Below are 15,427 nucleotides of genomic sequence, written 5' to 3' on the forward strand. Positions count from 1 at the left end.
ACCGTCCCGCCGGCCGGCGGCGCGGGGGACGAGCTGACCGTGCAGGAACGGCAGATCGGCCCGCGCACGGTGGAATGGCGTCGGCGGGAGGGCTACTCCCAGGCGGAGCGGTCGAAGCCGGCCGCCTCGTAGATGGCGTCGATGACGGTCATGGTGGCGATCGAGTCGTCGCCCTCGGTCGGCAGCGGCGACCCGGTGCGCAGCGCGTCGAGCACGGCCTCCAGCTGGTGGTCGTAGGTCGTGCGGCCGGCCACCGTGGACACCCGGGGCACGCCGTCGAGCTCGAGCGTGATGCTGTGGCCGGCCGACGGGAAGACGATGTTGTCGACCAGCAGGGTGCCGCGCTCGCCGGTCAGGGTCAGCGCCGACTTCAGCGACACTCCCTCGACCATCGAGGCCTCGACCGTGGCTTGCACCCCGCCGGAGAAGGGGAAGACCAGCTCGGCCCGCATCGACAGGTCGGCGCCGGACGGGTTCGTCGTCGCCGAGGCCGAGGTGACCGTCGGCGTGCCCGGGAAGATGGACCGCAGCCAGTGCACCGGGTAGCAGCCGAGGTCCATCAGGGCGCCGCCGCCCAGTTCCGGCTCGTGCCGCAGGGTGCCGCGGACGTACGGGTTGGAGCCGTCGAACACGGCCTCGGCGCGGTGGATGCGGCCGAGGACGCCGTCGGCGACCGTGCGGCGGATGAAGGCGCTCAGCGGGTGGTAGTGGTCGTGGAACGCCTCGATCACGCGCCGCCCGGACGAGGCGGCCGCCGCGATGACCCGGCGGGCCTGGGCCGCGTTCATCGTGAACGGCTTCTCGCAGAGCACGTCCTTGCCGGCCCGCAGCGCGGCGACCGTCCAGTCCGCGTGCATCGACGGGGGCAGCGCGTTGTAGACCAGGTCGACGCCGGGGTCGGCCAGCAGCTCGTCGTACGAGTCGTACGCCCGCTCGATGTTGTTCTCCGCGGCGTACGCCTTGGCGGCGGAACGGGACGCGACCGCCGCGACCACCACATCGTCGCGGCGGAGCACCGGGAGCAGCACCGCGGCGCGGGCGATGCCGGCGCCGCCGAGGAGCCCGATCGTCGTGGTCATCGCGGGTCCAGCCACAGCTCCTCCAAAGGCGCCAGCGCGTCCAGCTCGGCCCAGAGCTCGTCCGGGATCGGCGTCGCGGCCAGCTCGAGCGTCTCGGCCACCCGGGACGGCGAGGAGACACCGACGACGGTCGAGTCGACGAACGGCGCGCGCAGCGAGAATTGTAAGGCCGCCGCGGCCAGCGGGACCCCGGCGCGGGCGGCGGCCTCCCGCATCGCGATCGCGGCCGCCGCTATCCGGTCGTCGCGCTGCCCGTAGGCGTACCGCTGCTGCTTTTCCGGTCCTTTGACCAGCATGCCGCCGCCGTACGGCGCGGCGTTGAGCACCCCGATGCCGCGCTCGTGCGCGGCCTGGAAAAGGCCGGCCGCCGACCGGTCGAGCAGCGTGTAGCGGTTGTGGGTGAGGACCACCTCGAAGACGCCGGTGTCGAGGTACCGCTGCATCAGGCCGACCGGGCCGCCGGCCACCCCGAGATGCTCGGCGATCCCCTCCCGCTTGAGCTCGGCGAGCGCGTCCACCGGGCCGCCGGGCTCGGTCGCCGCGTCGAAGCTGATCCGCTCGGGGTCGTGCAGGTGCAGCACCGGGATCCGGTCGAGGCCGAGCCGTTCCAGGCTCTCCTCGACCGACGCCCGCACCCGCTTGCCGGAGAAGTCGCCGGTACGCGGGTCCGGATCGACCTTCGTGGCGAGGACGAGACCGGCCGGCACACCGCCGCGGGCCCGTAGAGCGAGTCCGATCCGCTTCTCGGCCGAGCCGTCCTCGCCGTACCCGTTGGAAGTGTCGATGAAGTTGATCTCGTCACTGTCGAACACCGCGTCGACGGTCGCGATGGCCTGTTCCTCGGTCACCGCGTAGCCGTACAGGAAAGGCATGCTGGCCAGCGGGCTGGTGCCGACGCAGATCGGCGACACCCGCAGGCCCGTGCGTCCCAGATTTCTCATGCGGCCGCCTTGGTGAACACATCCCGCGCGGCGTGGTAGGCCGCGACGATCCGGTCGAGCACGGCGTCAGTCTCGTCGTTGTCGGCGATCTTCGCCGGGCGATGGGCCATCATCCGGGCGGCGGCGCGGTGGAACGTGAGCTTCGGCGCGAAGCCCGGCACGAACGTGCGGATCTTGGTGGTGTCGAAGACCGCGCTGTGCCCGATGTCGCCGACCGCATCGCCCGACCAGAACCACTCCGGCGCGATCAGCGGGAACATCTCCGAGGCGACGTGCACGAGCCGGGCCTCGACGCCGAGCGCCTCCGCGACGATCGTGTAGATCTGATCCCAGGTGTAGATGTCGGACCCGGTGATGTTGAAGGTCTCGCCGACCGCCCGCGGGTTGCCGAGCAGCCCGACCAGGCCCTGAGCGAAGTCCTCGGCGTGGGTGAGCGTCCACAGCGAGGTGCCGTCGCCGTGCACCGGAATCTCCTCGCCCCGCGCGATCCGCTCGACCGTGGCCCAGCCGCCGGGCAGGGGCGGGTTCCGGTCGTCGTAGGTGTGCGACGGCCGCACGATGGTGACCGGCAGGTCGCGCAGGGCCTGCTCGGCCTCCCATTTCGCGGTGGCGTAGGGCAGCGGCGGGTTCGGCCCGACCGGCGTCGACTCGGTGATCGGCGTCTGCCAGACCGGCTTCGAGTAGATCGAGGCCGAGCTGATGTGCACGTACTGCCTGGTCCGGGACGCGAAGAACGCCGCCTTGCGACGCGCGTCGTCGGCGTCGTAGGAGACGAAGTTGACGACCGCGTCGAAGGTCCGGTCCCCCAGGGCGGAGGTCAGCGACGCCTCGTCTGCGACATCGGCGACCAGTGCCTCGGTCCCGCTCGGCGTTTCCCTCTTTCCCCGATTGAGTACGGTGGTGTGCTGCCCGGACGCGACCGAGAGGCCCACGCACGAGGTGCTGATGGTGCCCGTGCCGCCGAGGTAGAGCACCCGGAGCGGGGCTGAGTCGAAGTGGAGCATCGGTTTCCCCTCAGAGCTTTCCGGCGTACCAGTCTTCGAAGCCGTTCTCGGTCAGGCTGATCAGCACGTCCTCGGGCCGGATGCCCAGCGGTACGAGCCGGTCGACCACGGCCTGGAAGAAGCGCCGCTTGGTCGCCACGTCGTACATGTGGACCGCCGTGACCCGGATGACGAGCAGGTTCTGCCGGTCGACGTCGTTGTAGCCGGGATCGAACTTGAGCTCGCCGTCGTCGTGCGGCTGGAAGATCTGGAACCGGTCGTCGGCCGGGATGCCCAGGGCCGCGATCTGCGCGTCGTGGATCGCGTGGCCGATCTTCTCGTGGTGGGCGTCGAAGGTTTCCCGGGCAAGGTGGACCTGGATGAGGGGCACTATGGCCACCTTTCTCGTTACTTGATGGCGCCGGCCGAGAGGCCGCGCTCGAAGAGGCGCTGGAGGCTGAGGTACGCGACGATCTCGGGGATCGCCGTGATCACCGCCGACGCGAGGATCTTGGTCTGGTCGTTGCTGAACTCGCCGACGAAGAACTGCGGAACCAGCGTGATCGTCTGCAGCTCGGGCGACTGCAGGAAGACCAGCGGGAACAGGTAGTCGTTCCAGGACGCGACCAGGGTGAAGATGAGCACCGCGGCGGCGATCGGCCGGGTCAGCGGGATGACCAGGTGGACGAAGCCGCGGTACGAGTTGGCGCCGTCCACGCGGGCCGCCTCGAACAGCTCGTCCGGCAGGCTGTTGATGAAGTTGCGGGTCAGCAGCACCGCGAACGGCACCTGCAGTGCGGCCAGCGGCAGAATCACCGCCCAGTACGTGTCGTACAGGCCGAGCCGGGTGTCGGTGGCGAACAGCGGTGCCAGCAGCACCACCTCGGGCAGCGTCAGGCAGGCCAGCAGCAGCCAGAAGTAGACCTCCCGGAACCGGATGTGCAGCTTGGCGAAGCCGAACGCGGCCATCATCGTGACGACGTAGACCAGGACGATGACCGCCGCCGACACGATGATGCTGTTGACGAAGAAGCGGCCGAAGCCCGGCACCCGCAGGACCGCGGCGAAGTTGTGCACGCCCTCCCCGGCGAAGGCGCCCTTGACCATCACGACCAGCGGGAACAGGTACGGGATGATCAGCAGGGTGGCGACCACCTGGAGCAGCGTCTTTCCCCACCGGGTACGGATCTCGAACATCAGCGGCCCTTCCGCTCCCGGCCGGCGAACTGCAGCGCCAGCGCCATGATCAGGGCGACCACCAGCAGGATGATCGAGAGCGCCGCGCCGTACCCGACGTGACTCAGCGGGATCGTCATCCGGTAGATGTAGGTGCCGAGGAACTCGGTGGCGTAGTTCGGTCCGCCGATCGTCACCAGGTACGGCACGTCGAAGGTCTTGAGCGCCCCGATCGCGCCGAGCATGGCCAGCGCGACCGTGGTGCCGCGCAGGTCCGGCCAGATGATACTGACCAGGGTGCGCATGTTGCCGGCGCCGTCCATCCGGGCCGCCTCGAGCACCGACGGGTCGACCTGCGTCATCGCCGCGTAGTAGAGGACGAACGTGACGCCGGTCCACTCCCAGATCGTGATGAACATGATCACGGGCAGCGCGGTGCTGGTCTGCCCGATCCAGGGCTGGGCGAGACCGCCCAGCCCCACGTGCCGCAGCACCGCGTTGAGCTCGCCGTCCGGCGCGAACATGTGCCGGAAGACCGGGGCCATGATGGCCGGGGCCAGCACCACCGGGACGAAGACGATCACCTTGTAGATCGCGGCCAGCCGCAGTTTCGCGTGCAGGATGACCGCGAACGCCAGGCCGAGGATCGTCTGGATCACGAAGGTGACGACGAAGAACACCAGCGTGTGCCGCACCGCGTCCCAGAAGACCGGGTCGTGGAAGATCCGGGTGTAGTTGTGCGCGCCCACGTGCTCGGCGCCCGGGCTGAGACCGTCCCAGTTGAGCGTCGAGATGTACCCGGTGTAACCGATCCCGTAGTAGATCAGCCCGACGCTGAGCACCAGGGCGGGGAGGATCCAGGGCAGGCCCGGCGGCTTCTTCATCCGGCCGCTGCCCTGGACCACCGCCTTACGCTCCGGGCGGACCCGGGTCGTCGTCGCGGTCATTTAAAGGTCACTCCCGCCGCCTCCGCGGCCTGCTGCAGGGTCTTGGTGGCGTCCTCGGGGCTGGCCTTGCCGGTCGCCACCGAGGTGGCCGCGGCCAGGATGCCGTTCTGCACGTCCGAGCTGAGCAGCGACTCCCGCGGCTCGGTGATCGAGGCGGCCTTGGTGATCAGGTCCTGGACGGGGCCCTTCTGGGAGGCCGCGTCGACGAGCTGGATCTGGTCGAAGTTCGGCGTCACGCCCTTGACCGAGGGCAGGTCGTTGAGCTGGTCGGCGATCGCCTGCTGGCCCTCGGTCGAGGTGGCCATCCACTTCACGAAGGTCTCGGCCGCCGCCTTGGACTGGCTCTTGGTCGAGATCGCCAGACCGAAGTCGGCGTCGCCGTACATCTCGCTGGTGTTGCCGGCGCCGGCCACGTCGGGGAAGGCGATCGGCAGGATCGGGAACGGCTTGGCCCCGCTGACCCCGGCCGCCGAGAGCGCCGCGGTCATCGCCTTGCCGGTGGCGTACTGGGTGTACCAGGTGCCCATCATGACCATGCCGTACTTGCCGGTCAGGAAGTCGTTGTTGGCGTCCGGGTACTGCTGGTAGCCGACCGCGCCCTCCTGCATGATGCCGCTGTCGAACAGCTGCTTCCAGATCTGGAACGTCTTGACGATGCCGGGGTCGGTCCACTTGGCGTCGCCGGTCGAGACCTTGGTCCACAGGCCGGGCTGCACCGAGTTGGCGATCGACTGGAGGGTGTCCTGGTCGAAGCCCTCCTGGGCGGCGCCCTGCACGAAGCAGCCGACCTTGTTCTGCTTGAGCACCTGGCAGACGTGCTGCCACTCGCTCAGCGTCGTCGGCGGCTTCAGGTTGTACTTCTTGAAGATGTCGCCGTTGATCCAGAGCATGCCGGCGTAGACCGAGCCGACCGACATCGCGGTGAGCTTGCCGTCGGCGGTCAGGCCGCTGATCCCGATCGGGGCGATCTTGTCCTTCCAGCCCGCGCCCAGCGCCTGCTCGGCCAGCGGGGTCTGGTCCTCGGCGAATGACTTGAACTGCGTGACGTACGCGCCGGGCTGCATGTCGAAGACGTCCGGGCCCTTGCCGGAGGCGAGCGCGGGGCGCAGCGCGGCCACCCAGTCCGAGATGTTGACCAGCTTGTAGTTGACCTTGATGTCCGGGTACTTCTTGTTGAACTCCGCGATGTACCCATTGGCGGTCGCGGTGTCGGTCGGCGTCCAGCCCCACCAGTTGACGGTGCCGGAGGTCGCGGTCGAGGCGTCGGACGACTTGTCGGAACCGCCTCCGCAGGCGGCCAGGCCGGTGACGGCCAGGGTCGCGGCGACGAGGACGGACAGAGACTTCAGGGACGACAGAGAGCGCATGGAGTCCTCTCCACTCTGCATGGAGCAAGGGAAATGTTTTGAGGAAAACCCGATGCGCCCGAGGCTAAGCTCGACGAAACATTCTCGTCAAGGTTTCCTGATCAGTTGGAAATGTTTCGCGCTCAACTTGCCCGGATCGGGGCGGTGCTGGCCCGTACGACCAGGGTGGTGTCGATGTCGATCCGGCTGAACGCCAGCTCGGGCTCGTCGCCCAGGCGCATCACCAGGTGGACGGCCTGTTCGGCCATCGCGACCAGCGGCACGTGCACGGTGGTCAGCGGCGGGCCGGCCCACTGGGCGATCCGCAGGTCGTCGTAGCCGACCACGGAGAGGTCGCCGGGGATCGTCATTCCCAGCGAGCGGGCGGCCTCGTAGACGCCCAGCGCGTACAGGTCGGAGGAGGCGAAGATCGCGGTGGGCCGGTCGGGCAGCTGGAGCAGGGCCCGCCCCTGCTCGAGGCCGTCGGCGTGGTGGAAGTGGCCGGGCCGGATCAGCTCGGGCTCGCTGCTCAGGCCGGCCGAGTCGAGCGCGGCGCGGTAGCCGGACAGGCGGGCCGTCGAGGCCATCATGTCGGTCGGGCCGGTGATGATCCCGATCCGGGTGTGCCCGAGGTCGATCAGGTGCCGGGTGGCCTGGTAGCCGCCGTTCCAGTCGGCCGAGCCGATCGACGGCACGTCGGGCGCCGGCGTGCCGGCCGGGTCGACCATGACCAGCGGGATGTTGCGCGAGCGCAGCCGCTGCCGGTCGTCGGCCGAGAGCTTGCAGGCGATCAGCACCACGCCGACCGGCTGGCGGCGCAGCACGTCGTCGAGCCAATGTTCGTACGGGGTGCTCTGCTCGGTGGCGCCGGTCAGCACCATGCCGATCCGCCGCTGCCGGGCCGACTGCTCGATGCTGGCCACCACCTCGCTGCCGAACGGGCTGTCCACCTCGTAGCAGAGCACGTCGATCAGCGGCGCGGCCGGGCGCTTCGCGGTCCGCTGCTGGTAGCGGTGGTCCTGCAGGAGTGCCTCGATGCGCGCGCGGGTCTCGTCGGAGACGCCCGACCGGCCGTTGAGCACCTTGGAGACGGTCGACACCGACACGTCGGCCTGTGCGGCGACCTCGTGGAGAGTCGCGCGGGAACGTGAACCGTCCTCGGCGGGCATGCGCATCACCCTATCTGTGCTGTTGACCCGCGAGCGCGGGCAGACCTATGCTGCCGTTCACCACGACACTTTCGCAATCGGCAGCGAAAACTTTCCTTGAGGTAGGCATGGCAGACGACATGCGGCATCGGACCGGCGAGGTCACGCTCACGGTGCTCACGCCCGACCGGCAACCGCTCGCCGACCAGGTGATCACGGTCGCCCAGCAGCGGCACGACTTCGCCTTCGGCAACATCGGGTTCGATTTCGTACGCCTGGTGGGCGGCCCCTCGGACACGGCGGGCGTTTTCGGCGATGCCGAGCACCTGGGGCTGGACGTGCTCGCCGACGCCTGGCTCGGCCTGTTCAACACCGCGACGCTGCCGTTCTACTGGGGCGGCTACGAGCCCAAACGGGGCGAGACCGACTCGCGCCGGCTGACGGCGACCGCCCGCTGGCTGGCCGAGCGCGGCGTGACGGTCAAGGGGCATCCGCTCGTCTGGCACACGGTGCAGCCGGACTGGCTGCTCGGCCTCCCGCTCGACGAGGTCGAGCAGCTGGCCCGCGCCCGGATCCGGGAGCTGGCCGGCGGGTTCGCCGGGCTCATCGACGTGTGGGACGCGATCAACGAGACCGTGATCATGCCGGTCTTCGCGAACGGGGACAACGCGATCACCCCGCTGGCCTGGGCCCGCGGCCGGATCGCCATGGTGCGGATGGCGTTCGAGGAGGCGCGGGCGGCGAACCCGTCGGCCACCCTGGTCCTCAACGACTTCGACCTCAGCACGGCGTACGAATGCCTGATCGAGGGTGTTCTCGAGGCCGGCATCAGGATCGACGCCATCGGCCTGCAGACCCACATGCACCAGGGCTACCGCGGCGAGGAGTACATGCAGCGCACCCTCGATCGGTTCGCGCGGTACGGCCTGCCGCTGCACATGACCGAGACCACGCTGCTCTCGGGGCACCTCATGCCGCCCGAGATCACCGACCTGAACGACTACCAGATCCCGTCCTGGCCGTCGACGCCCGAGGGCGAGCAGCGGCAGGCCGAGGAGATCGTCCGGCACTACCGGTCGCTGGTCGGGCACCCGGCCGTCCAGTCGATCAACTACTGGGGCATCACCGACGACGGCGCCTGGCTGGGCGCGCCGGTCGGGCTGCTGCGCGCCGACGGCAGCCGCAAGCCGTCGTACGACGCGCTGGCCGGCCTGATCAAGGGCGAGTGGTGGCTGCCGCCGACCGAGATGCGCACGGCCGCCGACGGCACCGTCACCGTGGCCGGTTTCCACGGCGACTACACCGCCGGCGGCGTGCCCTTCACCATCAAGCCCGGCCGGACTTCCGCGACCGTCGTTCTGTGACGCGCGAGCGGGCGCGGCGTCGGGCCGCCGCGCGGCCGGTCGTTGCGGATCAGCCGGTGACGGTGAGCCCGAAACTCGCCGACGTTCCGATCGGGTCGCTGCTGATGGTGATGGCAGTGATGGTCACCGCGGCGGCCCCGGCCGGCGTCGACCGCGAGGTCGTCAGCAACAGCACCGACCTGCCGCTGAGCTTGGGCGTCGGCGGGATGAACCGGGCCGTGACCCCGCGGGGCAGGCCGGTCGCGCTCAGCGTGACCCGGGTCCCGTCCAGGTAGGGCTCCGCCTCGAACGAGATGACGGCCGCGGTCGTGCCGCCCGGCGCCACCGCGGCCGAGGCCGAGCTGAGGTCCATCGTGTATTCGGTCTCCGGGCCGGCGACCGCGGCCGTCGACCCGGCGAGGACCAGCGCCAGCGCCACCGGCACCGCGCCTCCGAGAATGCGCACCATGTCGCTCCCTTGCCGTTGCGAGGCGGCGCCGATCCCGGTGCCACCGTCAGCCTGACGATGGCACCGGGCGCTGGAACGAGCCTGACGCGACGCTGAAGCGGCGGGTCAGCCGTTGTATCCGGCGAAGATCTTGCTGAACTCGTACGGCTGCTGGGCGATGTTCGTGCACATGTAGAGCGCCCCGTTGCAGGCGTTCTTGTCGCGGCCGAGCTCCCAGAAGCTCAGCATGCCGAGGTGCTTGCCCTGGGCGAAGCTGACCAGCTGCCGGGCGTCGGCCTGGTCGTAGATGTGGCCGTCGTCGTTCTGGCCGAGCATCGGCGTCACGCCGACCATCTTCCAGACCTGGGCGTCGGTGTATCCGGGGTAGAGCGACTTGAGCTGGCCGAAGGTCGCGTTGGCGGCGGCGACCGCGAAATCGCCGTAGTCGCCGCTGCGGTAGTAGTCCATGGCCATGACGTTGACCAGGTTCACGCTGACGCCGGCGTCGCGGGCCGAGCGGACCACATTCAGCCCGTCGGCGGTCAGGCCCTCGGGCAGCACCGGCAGCGTGAACGACACCTTCAGCCCCGGGTTGGCCCGCTGCAGGCCGGCCAGCGCCTGCGAGCGCCGGGAGACCGAGGCGGGGTCGGCGGTCGCGCTGCCCTCGATGTCGAGGTCGATGTACTTCAGGCTGTAGGCGCTGACCACGGCCTGGTACTCGGCCTGCAGCGCGGAGACGCTGGAGCACGCCTGCGCCAGCTCGATGCCGGTGGCGCCGCCGAACGAGATCTTCACGTCGCCGCCGCGAGCGCGGACGGCGTCGATCTGGTCGCGGGCCCAGGCCTGCCGCGGGTCGTACGCGTTGAACCACATGGCCTTGCAGGCGGACGCCGTGATGAACGCGAGCGTGACGTTCTTGAGGTTTCCGCTGCTCACCATCGTCGGCAGGCTCGGGGTCGGCCAGGCGCCCATGTCGACGTACGGGGCATGGGGAAGCCCGCCGGTGGACGGCGGCGGGTTGGTGGGGGGTGTGGTCGGGGGCGTGGTGGGCGGTGTGGTCGGAGGCGTGGTGCTGCCGCAGGCACCGAGGTCCTCCCAGAGGGAGGCCGCCGCCACGGGATTCCAGCCGGCGCCGACCGGCGGGGTGTGCGCGACCCGGGCCCGGTAGAGGCGCCCGTTGTAGGTGACCAGCGCGCCGGCGGCGTAGCTGGTGCCCTCGGCCCAGGCCGGCGCCGAGCAGGCCACCATCACGGTCGCGCCGGACGGCGCGGCGGCGAAGACGGCCGGGGACGTCACGATTCCCGCCGCGACGGTGATGGCGCCCGCGGCCAGCGCCACCCAGCGGTGCAAATGCCTCATCGCATCTCCTTCGGCTCAAGCGATTTCATCGAGCCTGATGGATGTGGCAACAAACTGTCAACACTCTTAACCATTTCGCTGGGAATTTCGGTGGCCGCCGAAGGGACCGCCTCTTAGGGTCTGTGTCGGAGTGGGGGCCGGAGTGAGGCGAGGTTCAGGTGTTGTCTGGGTGTGCGCCGTGGGCGCCCGAATACCGGGGTTGTATTCGGGTGTTCGCGGCGTGCGGCCAGGCGGCGGCTGGGCCACGCCGCAGCCCGTCTCCCACTCCGACACAGACCCTAAGTTCGTTCCATGAGTGATCGACAGCCCGCCGGCGCCCTGCTGGCCGCGGCCGTGACCGTGCTCTTCTGGTCGTCCGCGTTCGTCTCCATCCGCAGCGCGGGCGCCGCCTACTCGCCGGGCGCGCTGGCGCTCGGCCGGCTGGCGGTCGCGGCGCTGTTGCTGGGCGGGTTCGCCCTGGTCCGCCGGGTCGGCTGGCCCGACCGCCGGGCCTGGCCGGGCATCCTCACCTCGGGGCTGCTCTGGTTCGGCGGCTACATGGTCTTCCTCAACTGGGGCGAGCGCCTGGTCGACGCCGGGACCGCCGCGCTGGTCGTGAACGTCGGCCCGATCCTGATCGCCCTGCTCAGCACGTGGCTGCTGCGTGAGGCGGCGCCCCGGTCGCTGTGGGTCGGCATCGCGGTGTCGTTCGCCGGCACCGTGGTCGTCGGGCTGTCGATGTCCGGCGGCGGCAGCTCGTCGCTGCTCGGTGTGCTGCTGTGCGTGCTGGCCGCGATCACGTACGCGATCGGGGTCGTCGCCCAGAAACCCGCCCTCCGGCACGGCAGCGCGCTGCAGATCACCACCTACTCGGCGCTGGTCGCGGCGATCGCCCTGCTGCCGTTCGCCGGGGTGCTCGCCCGGGAGGCGGCCGACGCGCCCCTGTCCGCCACCCTGAACGTGATCTACCTGGGCGTCGGCCCGACCGCCATCGCATTCACCACGTGGGCGTACGCGCTCGCCCGCACCAGCGCCAGCAAGCTCGGCGCCACCACGTACGTCGTACCGGCGCTGGTTGTTGTGATGTCTTGGTTGTTTCTCGGCGAGGTGCCCGGCTGGCTCACACTCGCCGGTGGGGCGCTCTGCCTGGCCGGTGTGGCGGTGTCCCGGCGCCGGGTCGCGGCGCCGGTTGCCGTCGTCAGTCCTCGGGGATGACCAGGTCGAAGATCTCGCGGGACGCTTCCGGGTCGGGCCCGTTGCGCACGCCGAGGTCGAGGCCGTCGATGCGCGCCATCTCCCCCGCCGTGAGCTCGAAGCCGAAGACGTCGAAGTTCTCGGCGATCCGGCCCGGGTTGGTCGACTTGGGGATGGCCGAGCGCCCGTGCTGCAGCTGCCACCGCAGCAGCACCTGAGCCGGAGTCTTGTCGTGCGCTTCGGCGATGGTCCCGACCGCCGGGTCCTCCAGGACGTTGCGGCGCTCCTCGCCCCAGCCCGGATAGAAGGTGATGCCGCCGATCGGGGACCAGGCCTGGGTCAGAATGCCGAGCTCGGCGTCGGCCTTCTGCACGTCCGGCTGGCTGAAGTACGGGTGCAGCTCGATCTGGTTCACCGACGGCACGATTTCCGTACGCCTTCGCAGCTCGTCGAGATGGTGGCGCATGAAGTTGCTGACGCCGATCGCCCGGACCGCGCCGTCGGCGAGCAACTTCTCCAGCGCTTGGTACGCGGCGACCGTACGGTCGAACCGGTCCGGCGCCGGCTGGTGCAGGATGAGCAGGTCCAGGCGGTCGACGCCGATCTTGCGGGCGGCCTTGTCGAAGGCGTGCAGCGTCTCGTCGTAGCCGTAGTCGCTGACCCACACCTTGGTCTCGATGAAGACGTCGGCCGGGTCGACACCGGCGCGGCGGATCCCCTCACCGACCTGCCGCTCGTTCCCGTACGCGGCCGCCGTGTCGACGTGCCGGTACCCGACCTTCAGCGCCGTCTCGACCGCCGCCGCGGTCTCCTCGGGCGGGCTCTGAAACACCCCGAGACCGAGCGCCGGCATCGCGACGCCGTTGTTGAGCACAAGTTCTGGTGTCATGCCTCGACCGTATGCCCTGGGTAGGGTCGGGTCATGCCCGAGCTGGAGCGGCTGCGCGCCGGTCACGCCCCGGCGGTCCTGGCCTTCGAGCTGGCGAACCGCGCCTACTTCGCCGCCTCGATCTCCGACCGCGGCGACGACTACTTCGACCGGTTCACCGAGCGGTTCGACGCCTTGCTGGCCGAGCAGGAGGCCGGCGTCTGCGCCTTCCACGTGCTCGTCGCCGAGGACGGCGCGGTACTGGGCCGGTTCAACCTGTTCGACATCGAGGACGGCACGGCAGTTCTCGGCTACCGGCTCGCACAACAGGCCGCCGGCCGCGGCGTGGCGACCGCGACGGTCCAGCAGCTGTGCCGGCTGGCCGCGGCCCAGCACGGGCTGCGCACGCTGCGGGCGGCCACCACCCACCAGAACGTCGCGTCGCAGAGGGTGCTGGCAAAGGCCGGCTTCGTCCCGATCGGCCCGGCCGACCCGGCCGACGTCGGGGGCAAGCCGGGCACCTGGTACGAGCGCGACCTGGCGCTCGAGCCACCGAACGTCACGACACGAGACCGGTAGGAAAGCCCTTCCCGTTTTGGGGGTCTGCGCTGCGGCCGGACGGCGTACTGTGCCCCTGTGCCTTCGTCGTGGAGGTTGTTCCTCACATACGCCGGGGCCAGCTTGATCTCGGTGGTGCTGCTTGGGCTCGTGTTGTCCGTGGCGCTGTCGAGCGAGGCGCGGGACCGCGGCGTCAGCGAGGGCAGAGCCGAGGCGGCGCTGGTCGCGCGGACCGCGATCGAGCCCAATCTTGACGGCCGGTCGCTCGCCGTACCGTTGTCGGGGCCCGAGCTCGCGGCCCTGCGCAAGCTGACCGACCGCGCGATCGAGGACGGCTCGGTGGTCCGGCTGCGGCTGCGCGACACCGCCGGTCAGGTGGTGTTCTCCGACGACGGCTCCGGGTTCGGCGAGGAGATCGAGGACGAGGCCCTCGACGCCGCCCGCGGCGAGGTCGTGGCCCTCCTGACCCGGCTCAACGCCGACCAGAACGACTCCGGGCCGGTCGGGCAGCGGGTGGTCGAGGTCTACCTGCCGCTCAGCACCGGCGGCCCGGTCCTCGGGGTTCTCGAGGTCTACCTTCCGTACGCGCCGATCGCCAAGGACGTCAGCCTCGGACTGCGGACCACCTATCTCGTGCTGGGCGGCGGCCTGCTCGCACTCTGGGCGATCCTCGCCGCGATCTCCGCCTCGACCATCCGCCTCATGGCGCACCAGGCCGGCCACGACGCGCTGACCGGCCTGCCGAACCGTGCCCTCTTCCAGCGCCGGGCGGCCGCGGCCATCCACGCCGCCCAGCGCGACGGCGGCACCGTCGCCGTGGTCCTGGCCGACGTCGACCGGTTCAAGGAGGTCAACGAGACGCTCGGCCATCACAACGGGGACGCCCTGCTGCGCGAGCTGGGCACCCGCCTGGCCGCGGCGGTCCGGTCGAGCGACACCGTGGCCCGGCTCGGCGGCGACGAGTTCGGCATGGTGCTGCCGGCCGTCCGCGAGGAGGAGATCCCGCCCCTGCTGGACCGCATGCGGACCGTTTTCGAGACGGAGATCGTGGTCGACACGCTGCCGCTGTCGCCCGAGGCCAGTTTCGGGTACGCGCTGGCCCCGTCGGACGGCAACGACGTGGACACCCTGCTGCGCCGGGCCGACATGGCGATGTACCTCGCCAAGGGCAGCCGCAGCGGCACCGCCCGGTACGACCAGCAGCGCGACCACTTCGACCCGGCCCAGCTGGCCCTGGTCGCCGAGCTGCGGCGGGCCATCGAGGGCAACGAGCTGGTCCTGTACTACCAGCCCAAGGCCGAGCTGCGGACGGGCCGGGTCTGCGCGGTCGAGGCCCTGGTCCGATGGCGGCATCCGGAGCGCGGCATGGTGCCGCCGGACGCGTTCCTCCCGGTGGCGGAGCAGACCGGGCTGATCGACGCCCTCACCAAGTGGGTGCTGGCCACCGCGCTGGCGCAGGCCGTCGCGTGGGGGCTCTCGTTCGACCGGCTGACCATGGCGATCAACATCTCGGCGCGCAACCTGGCCCGGGCGGACTTCGCCGACACCGTCCTGTCGGCCCTGGCCGCCGCGCACGTACTGCCCGGCCGGCTGGTCCTCGAGATCACCGAGACGGCGCTGATGACCGACCCCGAGACGGCGGCGGACGTCCTCTTCCGGCTGGCCGAGGCCGGCGTACGGGTCAGCGTCGACGACTTCGGGCAGGGACAGACGTCGCTGAGCTACCTGGCGACGCTGCCGCTGCACGAGCTGAAGATCGACAAGAACTTCGTGGGCGATCTGCCGGACAACGCCGCGCACGCGGCCATCGTCCGGTCGGTGATCGACCTCGGTCACAACCTGGGCCTGCAGGTCGTCGCCGAGGGGGTGGAGACCCGCGAGATCACCGCCATGCTGACCGCCGCCGGCTGCGACATCATCCAGGGCTACCTGCTGGCCCGGCCGATGCCGGCCGACGAGCTGCCGTCCTGGCTGGCCGGTCATCGGGTCAGCGAGCTGACCGTCGAGCGGTAGGACCACTCGTCCATCTAACTCGGCCGGTTCCCCGATAGGTTCTAC

Annotated in this window: 15 protein-coding genes; 4 read left to right on the forward strand and 11 right to left on the reverse strand. The window is 70.4% G+C overall.

Features of this window, described 5'->3' with window-relative positions:
- Positions 1–92: 92 nt before the first annotated feature.
- The 8 genes from A3CQ_RS0102985 to A3CQ_RS0103020 all read right to left on the reverse strand — a co-directional run bounded on the left by A3CQ_RS0102985 (position 93) and on the right by A3CQ_RS0103020 (position 7,641).
- Positions 93–1,079 carry a Gfo/Idh/MocA family protein gene (locus tag A3CQ_RS0102985; protein ID WP_020509425.1) on the reverse strand — a complete coding sequence of 329 codons (987 nt, stop codon included), beginning with the start codon at positions 1,077–1,079 and terminating at the stop codon, positions 93–95.
- The gene (locus A3CQ_RS0102990; RefSeq protein WP_026205230.1) at positions 1,076–2,020 is read right to left on the reverse strand and encodes an aldo/keto reductase; all 945 of its coding nucleotides are present in this window, start codon (positions 2,018–2,020) and stop codon (positions 1,076–1,078) included. Before A3CQ_RS0102990 ends, A3CQ_RS0102985 begins: the two co-directional genes overlap by 4 nt.
- A complete protein-coding gene (locus A3CQ_RS0102995; protein WP_020509427.1) occupies positions 2,017–3,024 on the reverse strand; it encodes an NAD-dependent epimerase/dehydratase family protein in 1,008 nt (335 codons plus the stop codon). Before A3CQ_RS0102995 ends, A3CQ_RS0102990 begins: the two co-directional genes overlap by 4 nt.
- 10 nt (positions 3,025–3,034) lie before the next feature.
- Positions 3,035–3,394: a tautomerase family protein gene (locus tag A3CQ_RS0103000; RefSeq protein ID WP_020509428.1), complete on the reverse strand. Its 360-nt coding sequence runs from the start codon at positions 3,392–3,394 to the stop codon at positions 3,035–3,037.
- Between the two features lie 17 nt (positions 3,395–3,411).
- A complete protein-coding gene (locus A3CQ_RS0103005; protein WP_020509429.1) occupies positions 3,412–4,200 on the reverse strand; it encodes a carbohydrate ABC transporter permease in 789 nt (262 codons plus the stop codon).
- Entirely contained in the window at positions 4,200–5,126 is a 927-nt protein-coding gene (locus tag A3CQ_RS0103010; RefSeq protein ID WP_020509430.1) for a carbohydrate ABC transporter permease, read from the reverse strand. The genes A3CQ_RS0103005 and A3CQ_RS0103010 overlap by 1 nt, the downstream gene beginning before the upstream one ends.
- On the reverse strand, positions 5,123–6,493 hold the full coding sequence (locus A3CQ_RS51240) for an ABC transporter substrate-binding protein (protein WP_020509431.1): 1,371 nt from the start codon (positions 6,491–6,493) through the stop codon (positions 5,123–5,125). The genes A3CQ_RS0103010 and A3CQ_RS51240 overlap by 4 nt, the downstream gene beginning before the upstream one ends.
- Before the next feature lie 122 nt (positions 6,494–6,615).
- Positions 6,616–7,641 (reverse strand): LacI family DNA-binding transcriptional regulator, encoded by a 1,026-nt coding sequence (locus A3CQ_RS0103020; RefSeq protein WP_040431592.1) that lies wholly within the window; start codon positions 7,639–7,641, stop codon positions 6,616–6,618.
- A 107-nt stretch (positions 7,642–7,748) separates the two neighbouring features.
- Here A3CQ_RS0103020 and A3CQ_RS51245 point away from each other — a divergent pair, with 107 nt between their 5' ends.
- Positions 7,749–8,984, forward strand: coding sequence for an endo-1,4-beta-xylanase (locus tag A3CQ_RS51245; RefSeq protein WP_040431263.1), 1,236 nt, complete (start codon positions 7,749–7,751; stop codon positions 8,982–8,984).
- A 49-nt stretch (positions 8,985–9,033) separates the two neighbouring features.
- Here A3CQ_RS51245 and A3CQ_RS0103030 read toward each other — a convergent pair whose 3' ends face one another.
- Complete coding sequence (locus A3CQ_RS0103030; RefSeq protein WP_020509434.1) at positions 9,034–9,432, reverse strand: hypothetical protein; 399 nt, start codon at positions 9,430–9,432, stop codon at positions 9,034–9,036.
- A 105-nt stretch (positions 9,433–9,537) separates the two neighbouring features.
- Positions 9,538–10,770, reverse strand: a complete 1,233-nt coding sequence (locus tag A3CQ_RS0103035; RefSeq protein ID WP_084698880.1) for a carbohydrate-binding protein — start codon at positions 10,768–10,770, stop codon at positions 9,538–9,540.
- Positions 10,771–11,061: 291 nt separating this feature from the next.
- On the opposite strand from A3CQ_RS0103035, the gene A3CQ_RS51250 reads away from it, so the two are divergent.
- Positions 11,062–11,964 (forward strand): DMT family transporter, encoded by a 903-nt coding sequence (locus A3CQ_RS51250; protein WP_020509436.1) that lies wholly within the window; start codon positions 11,062–11,064, stop codon positions 11,962–11,964.
- Here the strand turns inward: A3CQ_RS51250 and A3CQ_RS0103045 are convergent.
- Positions 11,948–12,832: an aldo/keto reductase gene (locus A3CQ_RS0103045; RefSeq protein ID WP_026205231.1), complete on the reverse strand. Its 885-nt coding sequence runs from the start codon at positions 12,830–12,832 to the stop codon at positions 11,948–11,950. The two genes, A3CQ_RS51250 and A3CQ_RS0103045, sit on opposite strands and share 17 nt — an antisense overlap.
- Positions 12,833–12,865: 33 nt before the next feature.
- Between A3CQ_RS0103045 and A3CQ_RS0103050 the strand changes: the two genes are divergently transcribed.
- Both A3CQ_RS0103050 and A3CQ_RS0103055 read left to right on the forward strand, forming a co-directional pair.
- On the forward strand, positions 12,866–13,390 hold the full coding sequence (locus A3CQ_RS0103050) for a GNAT family N-acetyltransferase (RefSeq protein ID WP_020509438.1): 525 nt from the start codon (positions 12,866–12,868) through the stop codon (positions 13,388–13,390).
- A gap of 111 nt (positions 13,391–13,501) precedes the next feature.
- A complete protein-coding gene (locus A3CQ_RS0103055) occupies positions 13,502–15,382 on the forward strand; it encodes a putative bifunctional diguanylate cyclase/phosphodiesterase (protein ID WP_157295217.1) in 1,881 nt (626 codons plus the stop codon).
- Positions 15,383–15,427 lie beyond the last annotated feature (45 nt).

Origin of the sequence: Paractinoplanes globisporus DSM 43857, assembly GCF_000379645.1 — a bacterium.
Lineage (GTDB): Bacteria > Actinomycetota > Actinomycetes > Mycobacteriales > Micromonosporaceae > Actinoplanes > Actinoplanes globisporus.

What these genes read in the sequence shown, in the direction of transcription:
- A3CQ_RS0102985 (WP_020509425.1), bottom strand. Translation starts at nt 1,079, where the DNA reads ATGACCACGACGATCGGGCTCCTCGGCGGCGCCGGCATCGCCCGCGCC.
- A3CQ_RS0102990 (WP_026205230.1), bottom strand. Translation starts at nt 2,020, where the DNA reads ATGAGAAATCTGGGACGCACGGGCCTGCGGGTGTCGCCGATCTGCGTC.
- A3CQ_RS0102995 (WP_020509427.1), bottom strand. Translation starts at nt 3,024, where the DNA reads ATGCTCCACTTCGACTCAGCCCCGCTCCGGGTGCTCTACCTCGGCGGC.
- A3CQ_RS0103005 (WP_020509429.1), bottom strand. Translation starts at nt 4,200, where the DNA reads ATGTTCGAGATCCGTACCCGGTGGGGAAAGACGCTGCTCCAGGTGGTC.
- A3CQ_RS0103010 (WP_020509430.1), bottom strand. Translation starts at nt 5,126, where the DNA reads ATGACCGCGACGACGACCCGGGTCCGCCCGGAGCGTAAGGCGGTGGTC.
- A3CQ_RS51240 (WP_020509431.1), bottom strand. Translation starts at nt 6,493, where the DNA reads ATGCGCTCTCTGTCGTCCCTGAAGTCTCTGTCCGTCCTCGTCGCCGCG.
- A3CQ_RS0103020 (WP_040431592.1), bottom strand. Translation starts at nt 7,641, where the DNA reads ATGCCCGCCGAGGACGGTTCACGTTCCCGCGCGACTCTCCACGAGGTC.
- A3CQ_RS51245 (WP_040431263.1), top strand. Translation starts at nt 7,749, where the DNA reads ATGGCAGACGACATGCGGCATCGGACCGGCGAGGTCACGCTCACGGTG.
- A3CQ_RS0103030 (WP_020509434.1), bottom strand. Translation starts at nt 9,432, where the DNA reads ATGGTGCGCATTCTCGGAGGCGCGGTGCCGGTGGCGCTGGCGCTGGTC.
- A3CQ_RS0103035 (WP_084698880.1), bottom strand. Translation starts at nt 10,770, where the DNA reads ATGAGGCATTTGCACCGCTGGGTGGCGCTGGCCGCGGGCGCCATCACC.
- A3CQ_RS51250 (WP_020509436.1), top strand. Translation starts at nt 11,062, where the DNA reads ATGAGTGATCGACAGCCCGCCGGCGCCCTGCTGGCCGCGGCCGTGACC.
- A3CQ_RS0103045 (WP_026205231.1), bottom strand. Translation starts at nt 12,832, where the DNA reads ATGACACCAGAACTTGTGCTCAACAACGGCGTCGCGATGCCGGCGCTC.
- A3CQ_RS0103050 (WP_020509438.1), top strand. Translation starts at nt 12,866, where the DNA reads ATGCCCGAGCTGGAGCGGCTGCGCGCCGGTCACGCCCCGGCGGTCCTG.